The sequence below is a fragment of the uncultured Microscilla sp. genome, assembly GCF_947493425.1.
Classification (GTDB): Bacteria; Bacteroidota; Bacteroidia; order Cytophagales; family Microscillaceae; genus Microscilla.
In genome coordinates, this window is record NZ_CANLRP010000143.1 from 1 (window position 1) to 21,603 (window position 21,603).

The 21,603-nt window shown below is 39.5% G+C and carries 21 protein-coding genes; 11 read left to right on the forward strand and 10 right to left on the reverse strand.

Annotation, left to right across the window (positions count from 1 at the left end; genetic code table 11):
* Positions 1–148 precede the first annotated feature (148 nt).
* Positions 149–610, reverse strand: coding sequence for a hypothetical protein (locus Q0954_RS25560; RefSeq protein WP_299461845.1), 462 nt, complete (start codon positions 608–610; stop codon positions 149–151).
* 107 nt (positions 611–717) lie between these two features.
* The gene (locus tag Q0954_RS25565) at positions 718–1,173 is read right to left on the reverse strand and encodes a hypothetical protein (protein WP_299461847.1); all 456 of its coding nucleotides are present in this window, start codon (positions 1,171–1,173) and stop codon (positions 718–720) included.
* A 264-nt stretch (positions 1,174–1,437) separates the two neighbouring features.
* Between Q0954_RS25565 and Q0954_RS25570 the strand changes: the two genes are divergently transcribed.
* From Q0954_RS25570 to Q0954_RS25580, 3 genes are all read left to right on the forward strand, one after another.
* Positions 1,438–1,812, forward strand: a complete 375-nt coding sequence (locus Q0954_RS25570) for a multiple ligand-binding protein 1 (protein WP_299461849.1) — start codon at positions 1,438–1,440, stop codon at positions 1,810–1,812.
* 181 nt (positions 1,813–1,993) lie between these two features.
* The gene (locus Q0954_RS25575) at positions 1,994–2,335 is read left to right on the forward strand and encodes a multiple ligand-binding protein 1 (protein WP_299461851.1); all 342 of its coding nucleotides are present in this window, start codon (positions 1,994–1,996) and stop codon (positions 2,333–2,335) included.
* A 166-nt stretch (positions 2,336–2,501) separates the two neighbouring features.
* Complete coding sequence (locus Q0954_RS25580) at positions 2,502–2,876, forward strand: multiple ligand-binding protein 1 (RefSeq protein ID WP_299461853.1); 375 nt, start codon at positions 2,502–2,504, stop codon at positions 2,874–2,876.
* A gap of 175 nt (positions 2,877–3,051) precedes the next feature.
* On the opposite strand, the gene hmpA is transcribed toward Q0954_RS25580, so the two are convergent.
* Positions 3,052–4,251, reverse strand: coding sequence for an NO-inducible flavohemoprotein (gene hmpA / locus Q0954_RS25585; RefSeq protein WP_299461854.1), 1,200 nt, complete (start codon positions 4,249–4,251; stop codon positions 3,052–3,054).
* 230 nt (positions 4,252–4,481) lie between these two features.
* On the opposite strand from hmpA, the gene Q0954_RS25590 reads away from it, so the two are divergent.
* Together Q0954_RS25590 and Q0954_RS25595 are read left to right on the forward strand one after the other, a co-directional pair.
* The gene (locus Q0954_RS25590; RefSeq protein WP_299461856.1) at positions 4,482–4,805 is read left to right on the forward strand and encodes a hypothetical protein; all 324 of its coding nucleotides are present in this window, start codon (positions 4,482–4,484) and stop codon (positions 4,803–4,805) included.
* A 169-nt stretch (positions 4,806–4,974) separates the two neighbouring features.
* Positions 4,975–5,952, forward strand: a complete 978-nt coding sequence (locus tag Q0954_RS25595; protein ID WP_299461858.1) for a pyruvate dehydrogenase complex E1 component subunit beta — start codon at positions 4,975–4,977, stop codon at positions 5,950–5,952.
* 247 nt (positions 5,953–6,199) lie between these two features.
* Here Q0954_RS25595 and Q0954_RS25600 read toward each other — a convergent pair whose 3' ends face one another.
* Both Q0954_RS25600 and Q0954_RS25605 read right to left on the reverse strand, forming a co-directional pair.
* Positions 6,200–7,432: a lipase family protein gene (locus tag Q0954_RS25600; protein ID WP_299461860.1), complete on the reverse strand. Its 1,233-nt coding sequence runs from the start codon at positions 7,430–7,432 to the stop codon at positions 6,200–6,202.
* Between the two features lie 325 nt (positions 7,433–7,757).
* Positions 7,758–9,218 (reverse strand): serine/threonine-protein kinase, encoded by a 1,461-nt coding sequence (locus Q0954_RS25605; protein ID WP_299461862.1) that lies wholly within the window; start codon positions 9,216–9,218, stop codon positions 7,758–7,760.
* Between the two features lie 745 nt (positions 9,219–9,963).
* Between Q0954_RS25605 and Q0954_RS25610 the strand changes: the two genes are divergently transcribed.
* Positions 9,964–10,986 carry a patatin-like phospholipase family protein gene (locus tag Q0954_RS25610; RefSeq protein WP_299461864.1) on the forward strand — a complete coding sequence of 341 codons (1,023 nt, stop codon included), beginning with the start codon at positions 9,964–9,966 and terminating at the stop codon, positions 10,984–10,986.
* Between the two features lie 128 nt (positions 10,987–11,114).
* Here the strand turns inward: Q0954_RS25610 and Q0954_RS25615 are convergent, their stop codons facing one another.
* Positions 11,115–12,401: a M28 family peptidase gene (locus tag Q0954_RS25615; protein ID WP_299461866.1), complete on the reverse strand. Its 1,287-nt coding sequence runs from the start codon at positions 12,399–12,401 to the stop codon at positions 11,115–11,117.
* A gap of 463 nt (positions 12,402–12,864) precedes the next feature.
* Here Q0954_RS25615 and Q0954_RS25620 point away from each other — a divergent pair, with 463 nt between their 5' ends.
* A complete protein-coding gene (locus tag Q0954_RS25620; RefSeq protein ID WP_299461868.1) occupies positions 12,865–14,292 on the forward strand; it encodes an MATE family efflux transporter in 1,428 nt (475 codons plus the stop codon).
* Positions 14,293–14,383: 91 nt separating this feature from the next.
* Positions 14,384–14,872, forward strand: a complete 489-nt coding sequence (locus tag Q0954_RS25625; protein ID WP_299461870.1) for a hypothetical protein — start codon at positions 14,384–14,386, stop codon at positions 14,870–14,872.
* Positions 14,873–14,949: 77 nt separating this feature from the next.
* On the opposite strand, the gene Q0954_RS25630 is transcribed toward Q0954_RS25625, so the two are convergent.
* Both Q0954_RS25630 and Q0954_RS25635 read right to left on the reverse strand, forming a co-directional pair.
* Complete coding sequence (locus tag Q0954_RS25630; RefSeq protein WP_299461872.1) at positions 14,950–15,450, reverse strand: YcxB family protein; 501 nt, start codon at positions 15,448–15,450, stop codon at positions 14,950–14,952.
* A 328-nt stretch (positions 15,451–15,778) separates the two neighbouring features.
* Positions 15,779–16,594 carry a hypothetical protein gene (locus Q0954_RS25635; RefSeq protein ID WP_299461874.1) on the reverse strand — a complete coding sequence of 272 codons (816 nt, stop codon included), beginning with the start codon at positions 16,592–16,594 and terminating at the stop codon, positions 15,779–15,781.
* 166 nt (positions 16,595–16,760) lie between these two features.
* Here Q0954_RS25635 and Q0954_RS25640 point away from each other — a divergent pair, with 166 nt between their 5' ends.
* Positions 16,761–18,212, forward strand: coding sequence for a C1 family peptidase (locus tag Q0954_RS25640; protein ID WP_299461876.1), 1,452 nt, complete (start codon positions 16,761–16,763; stop codon positions 18,210–18,212).
* 43 nt (positions 18,213–18,255) lie between these two features.
* Here the strand turns inward: Q0954_RS25640 and Q0954_RS25645 are convergent, their stop codons facing one another.
* On the reverse strand, positions 18,256–18,765 hold the full coding sequence (locus Q0954_RS25645; RefSeq protein WP_299461877.1) for a hypothetical protein: 510 nt from the start codon (positions 18,763–18,765) through the stop codon (positions 18,256–18,258).
* 431 nt (positions 18,766–19,196) lie between these two features.
* Here Q0954_RS25645 and Q0954_RS25650 point away from each other — a divergent pair, with 431 nt between their 5' ends.
* On the forward strand, positions 19,197–19,679 hold the full coding sequence (locus Q0954_RS25650; protein ID WP_299461879.1) for a hypothetical protein: 483 nt from the start codon (positions 19,197–19,199) through the stop codon (positions 19,677–19,679).
* Positions 19,680–19,764: 85 nt separating this feature from the next.
* Here Q0954_RS25650 and Q0954_RS25655 read toward each other — a convergent pair whose 3' ends face one another.
* On the reverse strand, positions 19,765–20,100 hold the full coding sequence (locus tag Q0954_RS25655; RefSeq protein WP_299461881.1) for a DUF192 domain-containing protein: 336 nt from the start codon (positions 20,098–20,100) through the stop codon (positions 19,765–19,767).
* Positions 20,101–20,228: 128 nt separating this feature from the next.
* Between Q0954_RS25655 and Q0954_RS25660 the strand changes: the two genes are divergently transcribed.
* Positions 20,229–21,524, forward strand: a complete 1,296-nt coding sequence (locus Q0954_RS25660) for a DUF2851 family protein (RefSeq protein WP_299461883.1) — start codon at positions 20,229–20,231, stop codon at positions 21,522–21,524.
* Positions 21,525–21,603: the final 79 nt, after the last annotated feature.

Below are 21,603 nucleotides of genomic sequence, written 5' to 3' on the forward strand. Positions count from 1 at the left end.
GCGATATTTTTTAAGTAAAGTCAGGGTGCGAATATCGCCAAAATAATGTATCAGGTATTTAGAGGTTGAGGTACTAGGTTTTGCTTTAATTGATTATATTACAAAAAAACACCAGCGCCTACGCACCGGTGTTTGAAATCAGACTCTACTATTTTTTAAATCTAGGCAGTAGCCTGAGCGATTTGCCTGGTTGCTTACTCAACAATTTTCGCATAGGGCAACCTTTATCTTGGTAAGGACAAGTGTAATCAGCAGGTACAAACCCATTCATCAACGCTTTACGTGCTTTTGGATGAGCCCTACACGTACCTCCTAAGTGAAAAGTCCTGCCCCAGCCAGTGATATAAATTTCATGGTTGACGAGATACTCCAGAAAGCCTTGTCGCCAGATATCGTTTTGTACCTGTTCGCGTCGGTCTCTGCGTTCATCTTCCACAAACTCCCCATACACGGCAATTGGAATGAGTTCAACCCCATTTTCTTCTGCTTCTTTATTTCCCGATTCAACATTATTATACAATTGATTTAACTCAATTTGTGCGTCCTCGCTCAACTGGTTCCACCAATCTTCGGTTTCCCTTATTTCGGCAGCGTTCAGCTGAGCATTCATGTTTGATGGGATTTTGATCATAGAATAAAATTAGTATTGGGCAAAATTGCATGAATGTATACGTGAATTGACAAGAACAAAGCGGTGTTGTTTGGAAGTAATTAAGGTTAGTACTCAACGAGCTCAGGTGAAATATAAAGGTATATATATGAATAATAAGGTCTACCTGTCCTTGTAATATATGCTTTGGTTTCTTTGTAAGGAGAGATGAATATAGAATCTTTTTGGTATCTGACATATTCTTTATAAGGCAGGTGTCCCATAAAGTAGGTTTCGTGGTTGACCAAATACTCTACAAACCCTTGTTGCCAATAGTCATTATTGACCCATTCACGCCGTTTAGAGTTTTCTTCTTCTACAAACTCGCCATATACGGCAATTGGAATGAGTTCAATCCCATATTCTTCCGCTCGTTTCTTCTCTGTTACATTTCCCGATTCAACTTTGTACAATTGATATAGCTCACTTTGAGTTTCATTGCTCAACTGGTTCCACCAATTTTCGGTTTCCCTTATTTCGGCAGCGTTTAGGTGGTCTTTCAGGTTTGGAGGGACTTTGATCATAGCATAAAGTTAGTAGTGGACCAAGTTGTTTGAGTACTTAAGATGATGTGTAAAAGTATACTTGTAAAGCGGCAAATCAAATTGCCTGGGATAATTTTTTTGAAAAAAATAAAGCTTTATAAAGTGGGTTTACAATGTTTAAAGCGCATTTTTGTTGGTTAAAATCAAAAAAGTAAAAAAAATAGACGACCTGGGGAATAAAAAAAGTATGGCAGTGTCTAATGGGTGTATTTGAACAAAACAACAACTTAAAATTTAAGAACAATGAAAACAACTGTTGTAAATATCACTCGCTTAGGTGTACTATCACTGTTAATGGTATTATTGGTAAATGCTACTTCTTATGCCCAACGTGGACGTCGAGGCAACAACCTGACGGCTGAGCAACGCGCTGAAAAAGCCGCCAAACGCTTGACCAAAAAACTAGGGTTAAATGCTGACCAAACTGCTCAGGTACAGGCAGCTAACCTAAAAATGCAAACTGCCAAAGACGCCGCAAGAACTACCCGTGATCGTGCGGCAATGAAAAGTGCCAGCGAAGCGTATCGGACAGAATTAAAAACGATTTTAACCAGCGAGCAATACTCGAAGTTTGAGCAAATGAAGAAAAGAAAAAAACGCAAAGGTAGACGTGGATAACATTGATTAGCAATGAGTTATGCTATTGTTGAAAAATAGTAGTTAAAAAAGTGAAAAATAAATGAGCTTAGACTAATCCTTTTTACAAAAGTATCGTCTAAGCTCTCAAATCCTGGTAGATCAGGATAAAAAAACTTTGTATACTTTTAAAAACAACGTACACTTTTAATGCTTTACAATTATGAAAGCAACCATTGCCAACATTACTCGCTTAGGTGTATCATCATTGTTGATGGTACTATTGGTAAACACGGTTTCTTACGCCCAGCGTAACAAGCAACTAACTGCCGAGCAGCGTACCAAAAAAGCAGTACAGCGTATGACTAAAAATTTGGGTTTAAGTGTGGCGCAGATCACCAAAGTAGAAGAAGCAAACCTGACTTTTCAGCGTGCCCGCGAAGTGGCTAAAACCCACCAAGACCAAACTGCGGCAAGGGCAGCCCGAAAAGCTTACCATGCAGAGTTAAAAACGATTTTAACCCGCAATCAGTATACAAAGTTTAGGCAAACTCAAAGAAATTAAATCATTGTAAGGTGTTGATATATAATGATTTATGTATGGTGTGAGAAATATTTTGAAAAAAAAGCAAGCTTAGATTAATCCTTTAGGTAAAAGATACATCTAAGCTTGCAAATCCTGTAACTCAGGGAATATTTTTATTATTATATCACTTATTAATCACAAAATCATGAGAGCAACTCTTGCCAACATCACCCGTTTTAGTGTACTATCATTGTTGATGGTACTATTGGTCAATGCATCGTATGCCCAAAATGGCAAACGTGCGGATTGGACGCCTGAACAACGTGCTGAAAAAGTAGCCAAGAATTTGACCAAAAAGTTGGAGTTAAACGCTGACCAAACCGCCAAAGTGCAAGCGGCAAACCTTACCTGGCAAAAAGCCAGAGATGCGGCCAAAGCTTCAAATGATCGTAAAGCATTGAGAACTGCTCGTAAAGCTTACCGTGCCGAATTGAGCACTATTTTGACAAGCGAGCAGCAAACCAAGCTAAAGGCTTTGCAAGATGCAAGAAAAGCCAAGCGTAAAGGAGGGGGCAAATAGTGCACTAAACTTTGTAAACCCAATCAAGACTTTTTGTAAGGTTCATTTTATTTTATATTCATAATGTCTAAAGGAGTAAGGATTTTTTCTTACTCCTTTGTTTGTTTTAAAAGTTACAATCGGGGCTTTGCCAACGGCTAATTTTAAAAAGAAACCTATACCTACTGAGCATCAACTATACATAGTCAACCGTAGAAGGGGTGAGCGCATCGGCAGGACCAAAAAACTCATAAAATATTTGATCTTTGCTTACCTCCAATCCTGCCAATAAGCCCAATACATGGCTCATAAATACTGGAGAACCACACAAATATACCTCACTTTGGGTTTTCACGAATGGTTGTAGCATTTCGGCAGACAAAAAACCTTCAAAATCAAAATTTTGTTTGAGCTGGTCATCAAATGTAGGTTGGTCATATACTGTCATTGCCTGGGCTTTGGCACTGATGCCAATGTTTACCTCATCTCTAAAGGCGTGTACCTCACTATTTTGGGCGCACTGCACCAGCACTACCTCCCGTTTGCCTTCTTTTACCAATGTTTTGTACATGCTCAGCAAGGGGGTAATGCCTACCCCACCCGCAATGAGTAGCACTGGATGCTGCGAAGGTTGCAACGTAAATACACCCGCAGGCACGCCTATAGTGAGTTCGTCGCCTTGAGCCACCTGATCGTGTAAGTAACCAGAGACCAAGCCTTCTTTTTTTACGCTGATGCGCAAATAATCGGAGTGGCAAGCATCCGACAAGCTGTAGTTACGGGTGTGTGGGTGAGCTTCGCCGGGTATCTTTGCTTGAAGGGCAATGTATTGCCCAGGTACAAAGGAAGGGGCAGGGCTACCATCTTTGGGTTGCAGATAAAATGACGTAATTACCTCACTCTCCTTTACTTTTTTGGCTACCACAAACTGCTTATTTCCCCTAAACCCTCCTGGTTGTGCTTCGCGGCTGGCATAACGACTTTCTTCTTCGCCAATAAGCAGTTGGGCAAGTTGACCATAAGCCTCTGCCCAGGCGCCCAACACTTCGGGAGTGGCAGCATCGCCCAAGACCTCTTTAATGGCTGCCAATAGGTTTTCGCCTACTACCTCGTATTGGGCAGGTGTTACGCTCAAACTCACGTGTTTTTCGGCAATCATGGCTATAGCCGTTTTCAGTACTGCAGGTTGTTCTATGTAGCGGGCATACTGAAAAATAGCCGTGGCGAGTGCCTTGGGTTGGCTGCCTTTAGCTTGGTGAGTCATGTTAAACACTTCTTTCAGTTGGGGGTGATTTTTAAATAAACGTTTATAAAAAGCCTGCGTAATAGTATGTATTTGAGTCTCTAAAACAGGCACAGTCGATTTTACAATTGCTATGCTTTCTTTACTTATCATAACGGTAGATTATTTATATAATTTTGGGGTAACTACTTTGATAATGTTCCAAAGGTATAGCAGGCAAAATGGCTGGTTTATGATCTGGATCATATATGCTCAAAACAGCGCTAAGAAAGTACTCGAATAAGCTTTGAATATGATGTGGTCTGTATGAGGGTAACTCATTTATTATGAGGTGACTAACCCTACTTTTAGCTTGTAATCAATTGCTTACAACACCAACAAAGATGAATAAAAAAACTTACGAAACCTTGACCGATTTCTTGTTGCAACACCTCCAGCAGCGCCCTGGTATGTACCTTAAAGAACCTCGTTTGTCAACCCTTTCTACTTTTCTGATGGGCTATAGCATAGGGCGTTATGTGAGCCAATACCCTTATAAAGATGATTTTTTTGGGCACAATGGTTTTATTCAGTGGCTTGTACATCACAAAGACAACCCTGAGGTTGAGTTTTGGGAAGCAATACTCATGGAAGAAGCCCAACACGATGAGTACCGTGCTTTGGAATTGTTTTTTGAGTATTTAGAAAAGTTTAGGAGTGAGCAGTAATAACAATAGGTGAAGTCTAAATAAGTGGACTTAATGGGCAATAGATAAACAATATACAAAATTACCTCTTTTTTTACCCCCCGTTTTTTGATTGGTACAGATGTTTGGCAAATTATAAACTAATTACTAGCTTTACCCAAACTAATAGACAACAATTGCACAATCAACAATGAGACAAATACAGTTCAGAGAAGCTTTACGCGAAGCCCTGACCGAGGAAATGACTCGGGATGAGCGGGTATTTTTGATGGGTGAAGAAGTCGCCGAATACAATGGAGCGTATAAGGTGAGTCAGGGAATGCTTGATCAGTTTGGGAGCGAAAGAATAATAGATACCCCCATAGCCGAGCTCGGTTTTGCAGGGATTGGTGTAGGAGCGGCAATGAATGGTCTCCGCCCTATCATTGAGTTTATGACCTTTAACTTTTCGCTGGTAGCAATTGACCAGATAATTAACTCAGCTGCAAAAATGATGTCAATGTCTGGCGGGCAATATGGAGTACCTATTGTGTTTCGTGGCCCAACTGGTAATGCCGGAATGTTGAGCTCTCAACACTCACAAAACTTTGAGAGCTGGTATGCCAACTGTGCCGGGCTCAAGGTAGTAGTACCTTCTAACCCTTATGATGCCAAAGGTTTGTTAAAATCGTCTATCAGAGACGAAGACCCTGTGATATTTATGGAGTCGGAATTGATGTATGGAGATAAGGGTGAGGTACCCGATGGCGAATATCTGATTCCATTGGGAGTAGCTGATATAAAACAAGAAGGAAACGAGGTTACTTTGGTTACTTTTGGCAAAATGCTTAAAATAGCGCTTGAAGCCGCCGCTGAAGCTGCCAAAGAAGGCATTTCGGTAGAAGTAATAGACTTACGTACAGTGCGCCCAATTGATTATGCATCGGTGGTGAAATCGGTACAAAAAACCAATCGTCTGGTAATTGTAGAAGAAGCCTGGCCACTGGCGGCTATCTCGTCTGAGATTACTTACCATGTACAAAAGCACGCTTTTGATTATTTAGACGCACCTATTCATCGAATCAATAGTATGGATGTGCCCTTGCCGTATGCTCCTACTTTGATAGAAGCCATACTGCCCAATACCAAACGTACATTAGACGCGATAAAAGCTGTGATGTACAAGTAGAAATATATTAAGTAGCCCTCAGCAATTAGTTACAGACTACAAGTAGAGGCATACTAAACTAATATTAAAAAAGGCAAGCATACCCTTGGGCGTGCTTGCCTTTTTTAGTAATAATCTATTGTTACTATTTAAAACCACAGCGATCAGGTACAACAATAACAATGATGAAGATTACTACAACAATATAGATTGAACGCTTAGCGAACAAGGTATAAAATCCAGCACTTGGTACCTAAACCCTTGATTACTATCTAAAACTATCAAAATACTTAGAAACCTCTATCACATACGCTGGTACCGACTCAAAGTGTCCAGTGCCATTGATTGGGAATAGAGTAACACTGGTAGAGCCATTGGCAGTCATTTTATCAAAAGCACTTTGCGAGTTCGAAAACAACACAAATTGATCGGCAGTACCATGGATCAAACGAAGCGGTGCAATGGGTTTCCAGTCAAAGGTTGAGTTATCGCTTAAGGTATTTAAAAACTCTGTATCGGTTCCATTGAGCAGCCCATTACGAAACTCAGCAGTAAACAACTTGGTAGGATTTTGCTCTATATCAATGGTAATACCTTCGCCTTCAGGCTGGTTAGCTATATTGGTAGCATAAGGTTCGTTGAAATAAGCAGTCAAAGGGCGATTTAAGCCATATATTTTATTATAAGTCAAGATTACCCAAGCGTAGTTTTTAATATTAAGCATTGGCTTATCTTGTACTGTAATATCTTTGGCAAAATTGATTTTATCGTAAGCACCCGCAGCAGGAGTGCTGGCAGTTATGGTAAACTCACTACTTGCCGAACTCTCTATCATTTGGTGCAAGGCTGTAGTAGCCGAACCACCCTCAGAGTAGCCAGTCAAAAATAATTGATTATTGAGCTCAATGTTTTGCTTGGCGCTGAACTCTTTAGAAGCGCGCAACATATCCAGCGATGCTGACGCCAATGTAGCCCGGTGTTCGTAAGGGTGGTCAGTCGCCGCATTTTCGCCATAGCCCAAGTAGTCGGGCATAGACACCACATAGCCCAAAGAAGCAAGAAACGACCCTCCTATAAATGAGTCGGCAGAAGTACCATAAGACGATGGTGCACCTGCTTCGGTTGTAATGGTTCCGTGCTGATAACTCAACAAAGGTTTGGCACTGGAGTTATTGGTAGGGTATAAAAAAGCACCCGACGCAGTAATATCATTGCCAGCTGCGTCTTTAGTTTTGTACACAAGCTTATATACCTTGATGCCTGGCAATGCTTGAATGGCCTCCAACTCAGTATCTAAAGGCGAATACTCCCCCCCATAACGATTGTTGAGGTTTTCGGCCGAAATATCAGCTACCAATGTGGCGCTTACCAAGTACTTGGTATCAGTAAAAACTTGTGGTATTTGATCGGTTTCTACTATTTTGGTACAACCAGCAAGTAGTACCAACCCCCAACAAAGTAAACAAGTAAAGGGGAGTACTTTTCTAGTAAAATTTTTCATGTGCATAAGTTTTAATCAATAAACCACCTCTAAGGTGTAAAGAGAGTGGTTGAGTTCGTTTTGAGTAAATAATTAACTTTAAGAAGGTCTTTGTGCAAGCTGCATGAGGAATGGTGAAAAATAAAGCGCTCATAGTGGATTGAAAATGCACACTTATTTTTAACACATTCCTTAGACCCAGTCTAACTTTACAGCATTTTGCGTTAAATTCAATATAGATATTTTTACCTTTAGTTAAGACATACTTACGGTAAAAGTAGGCTTTTGGCTAAGGTTTATATATATAAAATTTTTGAGGATAAATAGTGGGAAATAAAAGAAGTGCTTAGAACCTTTTTTTCTTGCTCAATTGACTTCTCAAACTCACCAAAAACTTTTTAGACTGTTTGAGGTGCCAGGGCCAACCCTTCATCTTTACTTTTTTACCATCTTTACGCACTACCGTAAGGCTTGGAAAGTGCGAAAAACACACAATACTAAAAAATAAAAAACTAATAGCCAGCACATAAGTAATAACATGCCCCAATATAAAAAGTCCGGCAGCAATGAGCATAAACACAGATCCAGCCAATAGTTCGCGGCGTGAGTTATATTCTACATCTATTACCTGTGATAAAAACAAGCGTTCTTTTTTACCCTTTTCAAACAAATCCTGATTGCGGAAATATTGCACCCTTCGGGTAGATACGATCCCAAAATAATTCTTGAGCAATAACTCTTCTTTTTCTGCTTTAAACTGAGGCGACTCAGTGCCGGGCTGGTCAATTGGGTCGGCGTTTTTTTCGGGCTGAGCTGTAGGTAGATTTTCTATTTCGGCCGTGTCAGAACTCATTGAGGCATTTGCCGGGCTACTTTCTACTTGTTGCAAATGTTGATTGGGTGGATGCACCAACTGCTCTTGGTTAATGTTCCATACTACCTGGTGGAGGTGTTCCTCTTCGGTTTCTTGTTTGCCTAACAAAGTAGCATCAAACAAGGCCTTTTTAAACTGTTCGGCATTCTGAAAACGGTGATCAGGGTCTTTGGCAGTCGCCTTGTCTATTATTTTTTGCATATGGCTACTTGCCGCTGGCAAAAACTCTTTGAGACGTGGCAACGGGTCGTTGACAATTTTTTGGCTCAGATCGTACTCCCCCAACTCTTCTGAATAAGGTAACTTACCAGTAAGAATCTCAAATAAGGTAATGCCTAAGCTAAAAATATCGCTGCGGGCGTCTATCTCCCAAGCCCTTATTTGTTCAGGGCTCATATAATAAATAGTCCCTAGCCTCACCCCCGCTTGGGTCAGGTTTTTCTCTTGGTTGTCTACCATTTTGGCAATACCAAAGTCCATTATTTTCACATCACCCATTTGGGTAATCATAATGTTGGCAGGTTTAATATCACGGTGTACAATGCCCCGTTGATGAGCATAAGCAAATGCATCCAGTATTTTGGCAAACACCCTCTTGGCCTGGCTTTCGCTCAATGGACCTGAAATTTCGCTGGTATATTGTTCCAGCGTCACTCCCTGCACGTATTCCATCACCAAAAACAGGTTCTCGCCCAGTTCTACATAATCGTATAAGTCTACAATATTGGGATGGTGGAGCTTTGCCATCAGAGCCGCTTCATTTTTAAACCGCATACGAATGTCCGGGTTTTTGGCAAGATGAGGCTTTAAGCCTTTAATGGCTGCCTGGCGACCAATTTGAGTATGGGTAGCCAGGTATACGGTGCCCATTCCGCCAGTACCTAGGGTTTTTTCTATTTTATAGTATCCTATGCCTGTTTGTTGTTGACTCATACGATCACATTTGCTTTTACAGCACTAACAATTTATTTGGAGTGTTTGGAAATAAAAAATAGCCTTAGGAATGGTGTAAAAATAAATTTATATAGTAACGCTAAAATATTTTGTTGCTATACGCGGCACGGCAATATCCAGTGGATATTGAGCGAGCTTGAGGGATGGCCGACTAATAGTAGCGCTATTCGGCTATTTTTTAACAAAGCATAGCCTCAAAAGATGAGATTAAGAATGTAAATTTATTTTGGTACCATTCCTTAGAGTATGTTTGAATTTTGTCTTTGGAGTTAAAAATGATGAGTTTTTTGTGCTGGCGCGGCGTATTTTTAAGTACGACAACATCCAGTGGATGTTGGGCGAGCCTCTAGCAACGGAAGCTATTGACGCAAACCGATATGAGCTCTGCCAAAGGCTAAAATCAACAAAGTCAGCGCATAAAAATCACTTTTTTAACCCAGATTATGATTTTTAAACATACTCTTAAATCAAGACATTGATTAACAGTAGCTTATGAAAAAATAAAAATAGATATTTTTATGACTAATTCAGTCTTAATTAGGTAAAAATCAATCAACGAATTTTTAAACAAACGAAACTGCGTGTGGGTTGTTAAAGAAACTACCAAAATAACTTATGAAGTCTATAAAAATAAAAGTAATTATTTTGGTAGACTTACTTATTACTTCTTCTGATAAAACCACTACCTTCACTATTCCATAGAAGAAAATACTAAAAAAAACTTATGAGCAAACAAACCAAACATCTCTCGCTGGCTTTACAGGGTGGAGGTGCCCACGGGGCCTTTACCTGGGGAGTATTAGATCGTTTTTTAGAACAGGAAGACTTAATCCTGGATGGTTTTGTAGGTACCAGTGCTGGAGCCATGAATGCCTCTGTGTTAGCGTATGGCTTGCATATAGGCGGGCGCTCAACAGCCAGAGAGTTGCTGCACAAATTCTGGAAAACCAATTCAGAATATGCTGCGCGTACTCCGTTACAACCCACCTGGCTAGATGGATACTTTGGGCTTGATGGCAACATGGACTACTCACCCTTTTACCGTGCTACCGAAGTCATGTCGTTGTTTGTATCTCCTTACCAGCTGAACCCTACCCACCATAATCCTTTACGCAAGATATTGGGCGATTTGGTAAACTTTGAAGAGTTGCAAAAATGCAAAGTAACCAAACTATACGTATGCGCCACCAATGTAAGGCGTGGGCGCGCCAAAGTGTTTGACCTCAGCGAAATGTCGGTAGATGCAGTACTTGCGTCGGCTTGTTTGCCTACCTTGTTTCCAGCGGTCACCATTAATGGGGAAGACTATTGGGATGGAGGATATATGGGTAATCCACCTATCTTTCCATTAATTAGCAATGACCAATGCCACGATATTATGCTGGTGCAAATTAACCCAATCAATATACCTGACACACCCACCTCGCCAGAAGGCATCCGCGATCGTATCAACGAACTCAGCTTTAACTCTAGCTTGATGCTCGAAATGCGCCGGGTAGCTTTTGTTGACCGTTTGCTCAAAGAAGGGATCAACCCAGGAGATGAGTTTCAAAAAATAAGAATGCATAATATCAATCCAGAAAAAGATTTGTGGGCGCTTAACTTATCAAGCAAGTTGAATGCTACTTGGGGCTTTTTGACTAAGCTCAAAGAGCTGGGAAGAAAATATGCCGACAAATGGCTGGAGCAAAACCTTGAGCATGTAGGCGAAAAATCTACTTGTGATATAAGAAAAACTTTTTTGTAGCAAGAAAACAAATAGTGTCAAGCCATTAAATACAGGCGACAAGTAGCTAATAGAAAATGAATGTATGATGAATTTATTAGTTACCTGTGAAACAGGGTGTAGCGAATGGCTAAACCCTGTGTACACTATTAAAAACTGTCAGCAAAAGTGGTAATTAATTTAAAAAACTGCTCAAACTTGGTCAGGGGCAGGGTTTCGTAACGATCAAAAATATCGTGGTAAGCCTTGATGCCGCCCAACGTGTATATATAAAAACCAGGCACCCCATTTTGCGTAAAAAAATAATGATCAGAAATGGGAGCTCTTCCCCTGATTTTCACGTCAGGTAATAATTTTTTCTTTTGATTAATCGCTGTCAATCGGTCAAACTCTTTACGGTATACCGATCCATTAACTACCTTTATGCCATCATCACCAGTACCTACCATGTCAAAATTAACCAGAAACTTGATATTGCCTAAGTCTATCGTAGGGTTTTTGACGTAGTAATACGAGCCAATCAAGCCTACTTCTTCGGCGCCAAAAGCAATAAACATCATAGAGTGTTTGGGTTTGTTTTGGCTATAGTATTTGGCTAACTCCAGCAAAAGTGCAATGCCACTGGCGTTGTCGTTGGCACCCGGAAAATAAATCCTTTTGCCCATTCGTCCCATGTGGTCGTAGTGTGCCGTAAAAACCATAAAAGAGTCAGGCTCGTGTTGCCCCTCTATATAGCCAATCACGTTTTGGGTCGTGTAACGTTGCAGGTGTTTGTTGTCTATAGCAAACTTGGCGCGCCGTGCGGTTATATCAAAGCTACTTGTTTGTACCATCAAAATAGGGCGATTGACGGGTTTGCTGGCAAAACCAGCCGTGAGTTTAGTGTGTAGTTCTATAGCTGCTTTTGATTCTTGCAGCTTGTCGAAAAACTTTTTGGGCACCTTATTGCTTTGCCGCAACTTACGCATATATGTAGCCTTGTATACCAATATATTTTTAGAAATATTGCTTGTCAAAAACGACTTTAAGCGCGTAGGCTCTTGAAGCAATAAAGTATCTAACCAGCGCAATTTGCCTCGTCCTTTGCCTTTTTTTGAAGTCGGATGAATAATAAAGTCAATCCCTGGTTTTAGTTTTTTGCCGCCTATTCTTAGGCGCATTCTGCGAGGAAACACATTGATATTGATAGGGAATTTTTGGAAGTAACTGTCATTAAAAGCCTTGAGTCCTGCTTTTTCAAACGCTTGACCAATAAACTCAGCGGCTATTTTGTCCCCGTTTTTAATGTAACCCCTGCCGTGCATTTCGGGGGCTGCCAGCGCCTGAATGGTTTTTTTTGCACCAGCGAGCAGGGCAGATGCTTGCTGTGCCTGTGCCATAAAGCAAGACATACCAATGGCAATAGATAAAACAAATCTTAAATGCGTGTATTTCATGGACATTTGTTGACAAACAGTGTATACAATATAGAATTCAATAAAAATAGGTTGACTGGCTAAAATTAAATTATTTTTTATAAACATAGCCTAATCGCTCTCAAATAAGCGTTGTAATGGTGGCAAATCACTTGTTTTTTAGTGGTGAACGTTTCAAACTACGTCTATACAACGGTCGCCCCATGCAATATGTGGTCAGGTTGCCCTCATGCTTATTGGCTGAAAAGCAACCTTAATAGCTATATTTATACCAATACTTGGTATAAATATACCAACTAAAACTATACTTATGACAGCCTCTTTTTTTTACCTTTCGTTTACCCTAAAAGCCCTGTTAAAGATATGTTATACCTTAATATAATTATAGAATTTATTACTAAAAACACGTAATTCAGTATTGAAAATATACCATAAACACCACCATATACCAAATAACCATCGTAACGCAGGCCTAATTTAAATTATGCAAAAATCTAATCAGAAAGCGTCTTTACGCGAGCAAATTCTTCATCAAAACATCTGGAAATTAATGTTTAAAATGGCTACCCCTGGCATATTGGGTATGCTTGTCGTGAGCATTAACAACTTTGTAGATGCTTTGTTTGTAGGACAACTTATTGGCCAAAACGCCTTGGCTGCCATTTCTTTGGTGTTGCCTATTACTATGATTCCTGCCGCATTATCTGCAATGATTGGCGTGGGTTCGGCCTCAGTATTGAGCCGTGCCATTGGCTCACAGGATACAGAAACCCAACAAAAAGTATTCAGCAATTTGTTAGGTATGTCGCTTCTTTTTTCGGCTATACTCACTGTGTTGGGGTATATCTACGCTAGTCCCCTCATAGCTTTTATGGGTGGCAAAGGCGAAGTATTGATGTATGGTACTGCCTACCTCGAAATATTTATGCTAGGGTCTTTCTTTCGTATTTTTGCTATTGCTACCAACATGCTCATTCGTGCCGAAGGTAAGGTAAACATTGCTATGAAGTATGCTGCCATTAGCATGGTCATTAACATGGTACTCGACCCTTTGTTTATTACAGGGTTTGGCTGGGGGATAGAAGGCGCCTCACTTGCCACAGTGTCGTCATTGGGAGTGTATACAGTATTAAATTATTGGTACTTTGTAAAAGGTAAAAACTCCTTTCCAGTTGATCTGAAAAAAGTTACTCTTGACCGTTCTATTTTGCCTAAAGTGTTGGGAGTGGGGGTAGCAGCCATGATGATGCAACTGATGTTTTTGGTGCAGCAAACCTTTGTATTTAAATCTATAGCCCATTATGGCAACGACAACGACATTGCTTTTATGGGTGCTTGTTATCGGGTATTGATGTTGGCCATTGTGCCAGTCTTTGGCTTAGTGCAGGCAATGCAACCTATCGTAGGAATCAATTATGGCGCAAAAGATTTTCAACGGGTAAAACAAACTGTAAAAGTGTTTATAACCGGAGGCATGGTATTGCTTACTGCTATATGGTTGCCAGTGCAGCTTTTCCCTACGACCATTTTGCATTGGCTTTTGCCAGATATGCGTTTTACTGTCACAGATATTAATAACTTCAGAGTAGCCATGATTATGATGCCTGCCATTCCATTGGTGTTTATTGTAGGCAACTTTTTGCAATCAATAGGCAATGGCTTGTTATCTGGTATCATTACTGTGGCACGTCAAGTGGTGTTTTTTATACCTACTGTCCTTATTTTACCTACTTATGTGGGTATCTCTGGGGTATATTTGAGCGCCCCTTTGGTAGATGTAGTTGTAATATCGCTAGTGTTGGTGTTGCTTTCGCTTGAGTTCAAAAAACTAGACCGAAAAGAGGTACAATACCAAAGCCAAATACTAACGCACCCTGCCTCTGCTACTTCTCCACAACCGATACTTGGTTAAAAAAAATAAATAATTTTCATAATACGAGTTCGGCACACTATTAGGGGTATTTGCGTAGATTTGTACCGTCGAAGAAAATCCTATTAATTGTATGAAAAAACTATGTCTGCTATGGGTTGGGGGACTTTTACTATTGCTATCAAATATAACAACAGTAAATGCTCAGTGTCGGATGTGTTATTTGACCAAGAAACAGGCAGAAAAAGCAGCCAATTATTTAAGAACACAAGATGATATTATTTTATTTGCCGGGTGCGAACTTAAAGACATTGCCCGCAGGGTAGAAGTAAAAAAGGTAATTATAGCACCCACTGAAATCAAAGATAAATTTCAGTTAAAAGTAGAAGGTTTTATTTTTGCTACCTTCGAACTCAAAGACAATAAGGTAATCAATTATACCAAAACAATCATCAAAGATACTTTTTATATAGACTTGGCGTATGTGCACGTGCGCACTGGTGGTTATCAAGACGAACAAAGCAATAAATATGTATGGGATGCCACTTGCCTAGGCGTATACCTGGGGTATACTGTAGACCCCTGCACCGACCCTTTTGACTACCCTAGTCAGCCAAGGTAGTACCCCCCCTAAAAATAATAAGTCACAAGCTTTGGGTAAAACCTGTGACTCATCATTGCAAAATATCACCTAAAAAATTAAGCGACTTCTTTCTTTTCTTCCTTGATATATCCTTTGCGTCTCAATATAGTTTCTACTACTCTAATATCATGTTTGGGGTTGCTAAAAGCGGTAAACGGAATGTATATAAACTGACCTTTAGAAACTACAAACAAAAAATAATCTTTTCTCTTCTCAGCTTTTTTTATCACATCCCACTTCATCGGCATTCCTTCGCGTTGGTTGAGCTTAATCATAATCTGACGGCTGTCTATTTCGTAGCGAAGTTTCTCAAACATCATCTTGTTTTGAGGCAGTTGGCTGGCTCCGGCAAATTGGATATACCAAAACAAGAGATATAAGCCTACCGACAAAAACGCCAGAAAAAAGAACCAAAAGCTTACCGTAATCAGGTTTAGCAACATAAAAATACCAAACAACCCGGCAGGAATCCACCATTGTTGTTTAAGCACATTATTCATTCCTATGCGGGAATAGACTTTTTTAGGAAGTTCGAATTTTTTGGTTTTTACAATCATTACTGAATTTTTTTCGTGAATAAGTCACGTACTCTCAAAAATCAAAATGCAAATATACGGCTATTTCGGTTTTTATGAGTCATAGAAGTTCTATTTTCTATATTCAGCCGTTTTTTGTAATAATTAACTTTATTTAATTAGGGAGTTTGCAATAAATAGTCTCCCAAGTTTTGGTGAATGGTTTTGCTCAAAGACTAGGCGCATTTTAAGGGCATAGCAGCGCTACGGCCGAAAAATGCAACGAAGTATTTGGACAAAAAAAACGCCAGAAATGGGTAGCTTATTTTTTGTATGCTCCCTTAATCCGCCTGCTTCTCATATTATATGCCTAATCTTTCTTTCTAAACTTTTCATAACAAGGTACTTGCGGATCAGCTTTTGCCTTAAACACTGTATCTCCAAAAGCGATACTACTCTCAGGGGTAAAAGTAAGCCGGGAGTTATACCATTCGCATATTTGTTTTTCGGTACCCAAATACTTTTTATACTCATAAGCATACACTCCATTCGCTTTAAACTGTCCTTTAAAGCTCCACACCATATCCATATCGGCTCCATTATAAGCAAGGGATACATTGCCCAGCAATTGACCTTTTTTGTTGTACATCAGCCCAGTTATCTCATTGCTCATTCCTTCCATACAAGAGAGCAATATCACTACTACATGTCCATTTACATTTGACTGAAAGGCATAATAAAAATGCTTATTTTTCTTAAATGTAGCTTCATCAGGCATTGTTTTTTGCAAGTATTGCTCTAATTGCAAACCTTTGAACGCTGCCTCGTTTACAGCCTGAAACCCTTTAAAAGCGCAAGGAACCATATTGCCCAAATCAACCACCTCTACATCTTTATATTTACTTTTTTGTTTGGCTTGCTCCAGATGAGCAGGCAACTTAACACTTGGGCTAACTACTGCTTGGTTGGTAGGGGCACCTTCTGTGAGGGTGTTGTAAGTGGTGTCTGACGATTCATCAGTATGTTGGGCATCTTTGTTTGGCTGGCAAGCCCACAAAGCAAGGAGTAGTAAAAATAGACAAGGGTATTTGTTCATCATAGTAATTTTAAAGGTTATCTTTTCTGAAGGTAACATATTCAATATAAACCATTCCTTTATCAGGCAATAAAATTTATCTTTTTTCATTACAAACGCTCCTTATAAAGACTCTATAGAGATAACTTTTGCTATATTATCCCTCATTAAATGAGATGAAAAATAAATTGATATATAATTTTATCAGTATTGTATCAGTGTTTTATGCTCACGCGATAGCTGTAGACTATCATTTACTAACTCAACTCTTGAATATATGAAATTAAAATACGCACTTTTTTTAGTGGTTATAGGGTTTATATCACCCAACACACCGTATGCACAACAATTTGATTATGGCTTGGGAGTAAAAATAGACGAGGAAGGGTACAATAAGGTAAAGCTTGCCCATGTGTCACGGGGAGACTTTAAGGCATTGCCAGGCAAAGTGTCATTAAAAAAATATTGTCCTACTCCAGGCAATCAAGGCAAAACAGGTACTTGTGTAGCCTGGTCTTCTACTTATGGAGCACGCACCATTATTTATGCTATGGAACACGGCATAACCAACCCAAAGAAGATTAATAACATCGCTTTTTCCCCTTCTTTTATCTACAATCAAATCCGTGAAAAAGGAGATAAGTTATGCAAATCAGGCACCTACGTGTATGATGCGATGTATAAGCTTAAAAAACAAGGAGCCATGCCACTCAAAGATTTTGCTTTTGACTGCAACCGTATGCCCCAGCCTGCCGATAAAGCTAAAGCCAGCAAATACCGCATTAAAGATTATCAACGCTTGTTTTTTAGTAGTGCCAAAAACAAGGTAGCGATGGTAAAAAAAAGTATTGCAGAGGGTAACCCCGTAGTGGTAGCTATGAAAATTGGTTTTACTTTTACTTATGCCAAAAAAGTATACCGCGACCCGGCACCAGCCAACGCCCGCCGAGGTGGTCATGCGATGGTAGTAGTAGGGTATGACGACAAAAAACAAGCTTTTGAATTGATGAATAGTTGGGGGACTAAATGGGGCGATGGAGGTTTTGTGTATTATCATTACGACTCGTTTCAAAAATATTGTGCACAAGCGTATGAGATGATTCCATCCAGTCCGGTTTTAATCTCTGACGATATGTTGGGCAAAGATATTCCCAAGGCAACTATTTCGGGTACCGTGGTTTTTAAACAATACCTTAAAGAGGCTGAGGTATTCAAAGATATGCGCGCAACCAAAGTGGGTAACTCTTACCAAATGCTCAATGCTTATACTGAAGGTGACAGTTTTCAAATGGTCATTACCAATAACCAACGCATTCATGTATATGCACTCAATTTTGACGGAACAAATAAATGCTTTAAGCTTTTTCCGTTTGCTGGAGATGTGCTGGAAGCCTACCACCAACAAGCACGGGGCACTAAAATAAGTTCTATCAAAAATCATAAAAGAGCCAAAACTATTATTCCTCACGAAGACAATGTAATAGAGCTGGATGATACCAAAGGGCTGGACTATTTTTGTGTGTTATTTGCGCGAAAATCGCTCAATATTGACCGCATTATGCTAGCTATTGAAAAAGCTACAGGTACATTTGAACAGCGCCTGAGCAAAGCATTAGGAAACCAGGCAGCGTTGCCAAAAGAAATTAAAATGGAGCAATCTATGATTAATTTTAAAGCTAAAACCAGTAAAGTAATAGTGCCAGTAGTGGTACGAATGCGACACCAATAAGCTACCCTTTGCCAAAAAACGAGACTACCCCATTACCTTTGGTTTACTTCTCTTTTTTCCAGAGTTTAAAAGAACCAAAGAACTTTGCAGAGCGAGCCTTGTCCAGAATTTTGTTATACTTGGTAATGATAAAATGGTAAGTATGGTATTTGGTTACCAATACCCGGTATTGGTATAATTGATTGCGTTGGTTTCGAAAACGTATGCCTTGTACGGGTAAGCCCAGCATAAGCGTGCCCATATTACTCTCTATTCGGAGCTCTTCCTTAAGACGCAAATCTCTCCTTACCTTGTCTAACTCCTTTGATACTAATTTTTGGGCAACTTTTAGGTCATTGTTTTGTCGGGTTTTGTTAAACAATATTTGGTATAAAACACCTTCAGACTCTGCCTCTACGATGTATTGATCTTTGCGTTCTTTGAGCGTAGGCTTAACAGGGAGTTTTACTTTAAAGTTTCCTGGCTTCGACTTATACCTACGCCATTTTTTTTGGGCAAAGGATACTTGAGTAATGAACAGTAATAATATAAGGGGAAGTAAATTTTTCGACATATTTGTTCAAGGTTATGTTTGGGGTGTTTTGAGTCAACACTGCTACTATTAACGTAGTGTAAGCAGAAAAACGTTGCAAAAGCAAAGAAATGACAAATAAAGTGGGGTGATTTACAACATGTAACTATCAAATTAGTTATATGTTTGAGCGTGAAAACATAACAATTGCAAAATCTTTGTTTTGTAAAATAAACTATGGTGAAAAAAGATGATTTTATTACCATATTCCAGAAATGGTGCTTTTGCCAGCGTTTGTTTATTCAGGCAAATGCTTGGTTAAGCCCACGAATTTTCTGTAAATTTGTAAAGCGTTTTGAAAGCCCCTTTTGTCAAATGTGAAAAAATGCTATTGTGTTTTGCATTAAAAGAGTACCTTTTCGCGTTACAACAAGGGAAAACTAACATTTAAACATTTAATTTTTTTAGAAGTTATGATACGTAGACTACTACCAGTATTCTTATTACTTACAGTTTTTACTTTTGCTGCCCAAGCTCAAAAAAAGACACCAGAGCAAAAAGCTGCCAAAAAAGCAACCAACATTACTAAATACATCAACTCTAAGATTACTGACAAAGCCCAGCACGTAACAGCCACCCAAACGGCTTCCATCAAAACTGCTTATATTGAGTTTTATGATGATAAGAAGGCATTGAGAGAGAAAAAGAAAAAATTTCGTGCTGATGTAAAAGAGTTCAAAGCAGAGTCTAAAAAGCCTCAAAGTGCAGAAAACATTGCCAAACTAAAAGCAATGAAGAAGCAGTTGATTGCCGACAAAAAAGCAATGAACAAAGAGTCTAAAGAAATGCGTGTGCGCCGTGAAGACAAAATCAAAGAAGCATTAAACGCTACCCAAAAAGTGCACTTTACTGCAATGAGAGCTGAGCAAGCAGCTAAAAGAAAAAGCCAAAAATAAGTCACTACTACACTGTATATAGTGTTTAAAAATATTTATCCCGTGTTTGATCATAAGTATCAATCACGGGATTTTTTTATGCATACTATTTTCTCACCACCTCAATTACCCACTCTACAGGTTCGGGTGAAGCCACACTTACTACTTTACCTGTTTTTTCAATAGAGGGTAAAAAAGCGGTTCCTACGATGGTGTGGTCTGCCACCCAATAAATGTCTAAATCCATAAAAGTGTTTTGGTTCCAAAACGAGTGATAGTCTTTGACAGGAAATATAAATAGCATGCCGTCAGCCTGAGGTAGTTCGCGGTAATGCATCAAACCTTGTTGCCAGGCATAAGGATGGTCGGCTACCAGCAACCGATGCATCTTACCATCAATATCTAACTCTACTATGGGTTGTTCTTGGTGATGATTGCTCAATATTTTAAGATTTGTTGGTTTTTAAATAAGTAACGATACTTTATATTTAAGCATTCCTCTTTCAATTACAAACATTTAATAGTAGATTATTGAGTAGTTATTCTATCCTTAAACAATAGTTGATAGTAATGAAAGAAGATTTTCTGCATTTTTTGTGGTTGTTTCAATACTTTGACAAAAAAGATTTATGTACGACTCAAGGCGAGACGCTCAGTGTTTTACAAGTGGGTAATCATAACGCAAACGCTGGAGCAGATTTTAGTCTGGGTAAAGTGAAAATAGGAGGAGTAGACTGGGCAGGTGACATTGAGATACACCTCAAATCGTCGGACTGGAACGCCCATCAACACCAACGTAATCCGGCTTATAACAATGTGATTTTGCATGTAGTGTGGCAAGACGATGCCCCCGCCCTACGAGCCGATAACACGCCTATGCCTACTCTGGAGCTCAAAGGCCGCACCGACCCAAAATGGTTGGATCAATACCAGGTATTATTGAACAACAAAGACGTTATTCCTTGTGCACGACAGTTTGCCAGTGTCAAAACTATTCAAAAGCTGGCAATGCTTGACAAAGCGCTTGCTAAACGACTGGAAGATAAGGCTTTTTTATTGAGGGCATTACTTGTTAAAAACAAACAAGATTGGGACGAAACCACTTATCAAGTACTGGCAAAAAATTTTGGATTTAAGGTGAATAGTGAGCCCTTTTTAAGACTTAGTCAAGGTTTGCCTCTTAAGGTTCTGCGTAAAAGCCAGGATAATATCTTTCAATTAGAAGCATTATTGTTGGGGCAGGCAGGCTTGCTTGATGATAAGCCCAATGCTGAAAAAGTGGAAGATGAATACATTGCACGCTTAAGAAAAGAGCATCATTTTTTGCAGCGTAAGCATCGGTTAGAAGATGAGCAAATGTCTTATGAACACTGGAAGTTTATGCGGCTGCGTCCTACCAATTTTCCCACCATAAGGTTGGCACAGTTTGCCTCACTTATTCACCAACAACAAAACTTATTTTCGCTGTTTTTCAACAATGACTATAAAACATTGGTCAAAAAACTACAAGTGAGTCAATCGGCTTACTGGCAACAGCACTATACACCAGGCAAAGCCGCCAAAAAGTCTGTACCACTATTGGGCAAGGGCAGCATAGAGAACATCGTAATCAACACAGTAGTACCGCTGCTGGTATTGTATGCCAAAGAGAAAAAACAAGATGAGTACATGGAGCGTGCTACAGGCTTTTTAGAGTATATCAAAGCCGAAAACAATCATATACTGAGAATGTGGGAAGATTTAGGGCTAAAAGTCAAAACAGCTTTTGACTCTCAAGCCTTGATCGAACTTTACAATAATTTTTGTACACCTCGCAAATGTCTTCAGTGTAGCATAGGAATTTCTATTATAAAAAATCCCAACTAATACTTAGGAACGATGCAAAAATAAAGTTCTATAGTTTAAGGAAATATTTTTTGGTCAGGCGAGGTCAAAAAACGCGGCA

Excerpts from the sequence above, each read along its gene's own strand:
- Q0954_RS25560 (WP_299461845.1), bottom strand. The coding sequence starts at position 610 with ATGAATGCTCAGCTGAACGCTGCCGAAATAAGGGAAACCGAAGATTGG.
- Q0954_RS25565 (WP_299461847.1), bottom strand. The coding sequence starts at position 1,173 with ATGATCAAAGTCCCTCCAAACCTGAAAGACCACCTAAACGCTGCCGAA.
- Q0954_RS25570 (WP_299461849.1), top strand. The coding sequence starts at position 1,438 with ATGAAAACAACTGTTGTAAATATCACTCGCTTAGGTGTACTATCACTG.
- Q0954_RS25575 (WP_299461851.1), top strand. The coding sequence starts at position 1,994 with ATGAAAGCAACCATTGCCAACATTACTCGCTTAGGTGTATCATCATTG.
- Q0954_RS25580 (WP_299461853.1), top strand. The coding sequence starts at position 2,502 with ATGAGAGCAACTCTTGCCAACATCACCCGTTTTAGTGTACTATCATTG.
- hmpA (WP_299461854.1), bottom strand. The coding sequence starts at position 4,251 with ATGATAAGTAAAGAAAGCATAGCAATTGTAAAATCGACTGTGCCTGTT.
- Q0954_RS25590 (WP_299461856.1), top strand. The coding sequence starts at position 4,482 with ATGAATAAAAAAACTTACGAAACCTTGACCGATTTCTTGTTGCAACAC.
- Q0954_RS25595 (WP_299461858.1), top strand. The coding sequence starts at position 4,975 with ATGAGACAAATACAGTTCAGAGAAGCTTTACGCGAAGCCCTGACCGAG.
- Q0954_RS25600 (WP_299461860.1), bottom strand. The coding sequence starts at position 7,432 with ATGAAAAATTTTACTAGAAAAGTACTCCCCTTTACTTGTTTACTTTGT.
- Q0954_RS25605 (WP_299461862.1), bottom strand. The coding sequence starts at position 9,218 with ATGAGTCAACAACAAACAGGCATAGGATACTATAAAATAGAAAAAACC.
- Q0954_RS25610 (WP_299461864.1), top strand. The coding sequence starts at position 9,964 with ATGAGCAAACAAACCAAACATCTCTCGCTGGCTTTACAGGGTGGAGGT.
- Q0954_RS25615 (WP_299461866.1), bottom strand. The coding sequence starts at position 12,401 with ATGAAATACACGCATTTAAGATTTGTTTTATCTATTGCCATTGGTATG.
- Q0954_RS25620 (WP_299461868.1), top strand. The coding sequence starts at position 12,865 with ATGCAAAAATCTAATCAGAAAGCGTCTTTACGCGAGCAAATTCTTCAT.
- Q0954_RS25625 (WP_299461870.1), top strand. The coding sequence starts at position 14,384 with ATGAAAAAACTATGTCTGCTATGGGTTGGGGGACTTTTACTATTGCTA.
- Q0954_RS25630 (WP_299461872.1), bottom strand. The coding sequence starts at position 15,450 with ATGATTGTAAAAACCAAAAAATTCGAACTTCCTAAAAAAGTCTATTCC.
- Q0954_RS25635 (WP_299461874.1), bottom strand. The coding sequence starts at position 16,594 with ATGAAAAAAGATAAATTTTATTGCCTGATAAAGGAATGGTTTATATTG.
- Q0954_RS25640 (WP_299461876.1), top strand. The coding sequence starts at position 16,761 with ATGAAATTAAAATACGCACTTTTTTTAGTGGTTATAGGGTTTATATCA.
- Q0954_RS25645 (WP_299461877.1), bottom strand. The coding sequence starts at position 18,765 with ATGTCGAAAAATTTACTTCCCCTTATATTATTACTGTTCATTACTCAA.
- Q0954_RS25650 (WP_299461879.1), top strand. The coding sequence starts at position 19,197 with ATGATACGTAGACTACTACCAGTATTCTTATTACTTACAGTTTTTACT.
- Q0954_RS25660 (WP_299461883.1), top strand. The coding sequence starts at position 20,229 with ATGAAAGAAGATTTTCTGCATTTTTTGTGGTTGTTTCAATACTTTGAC.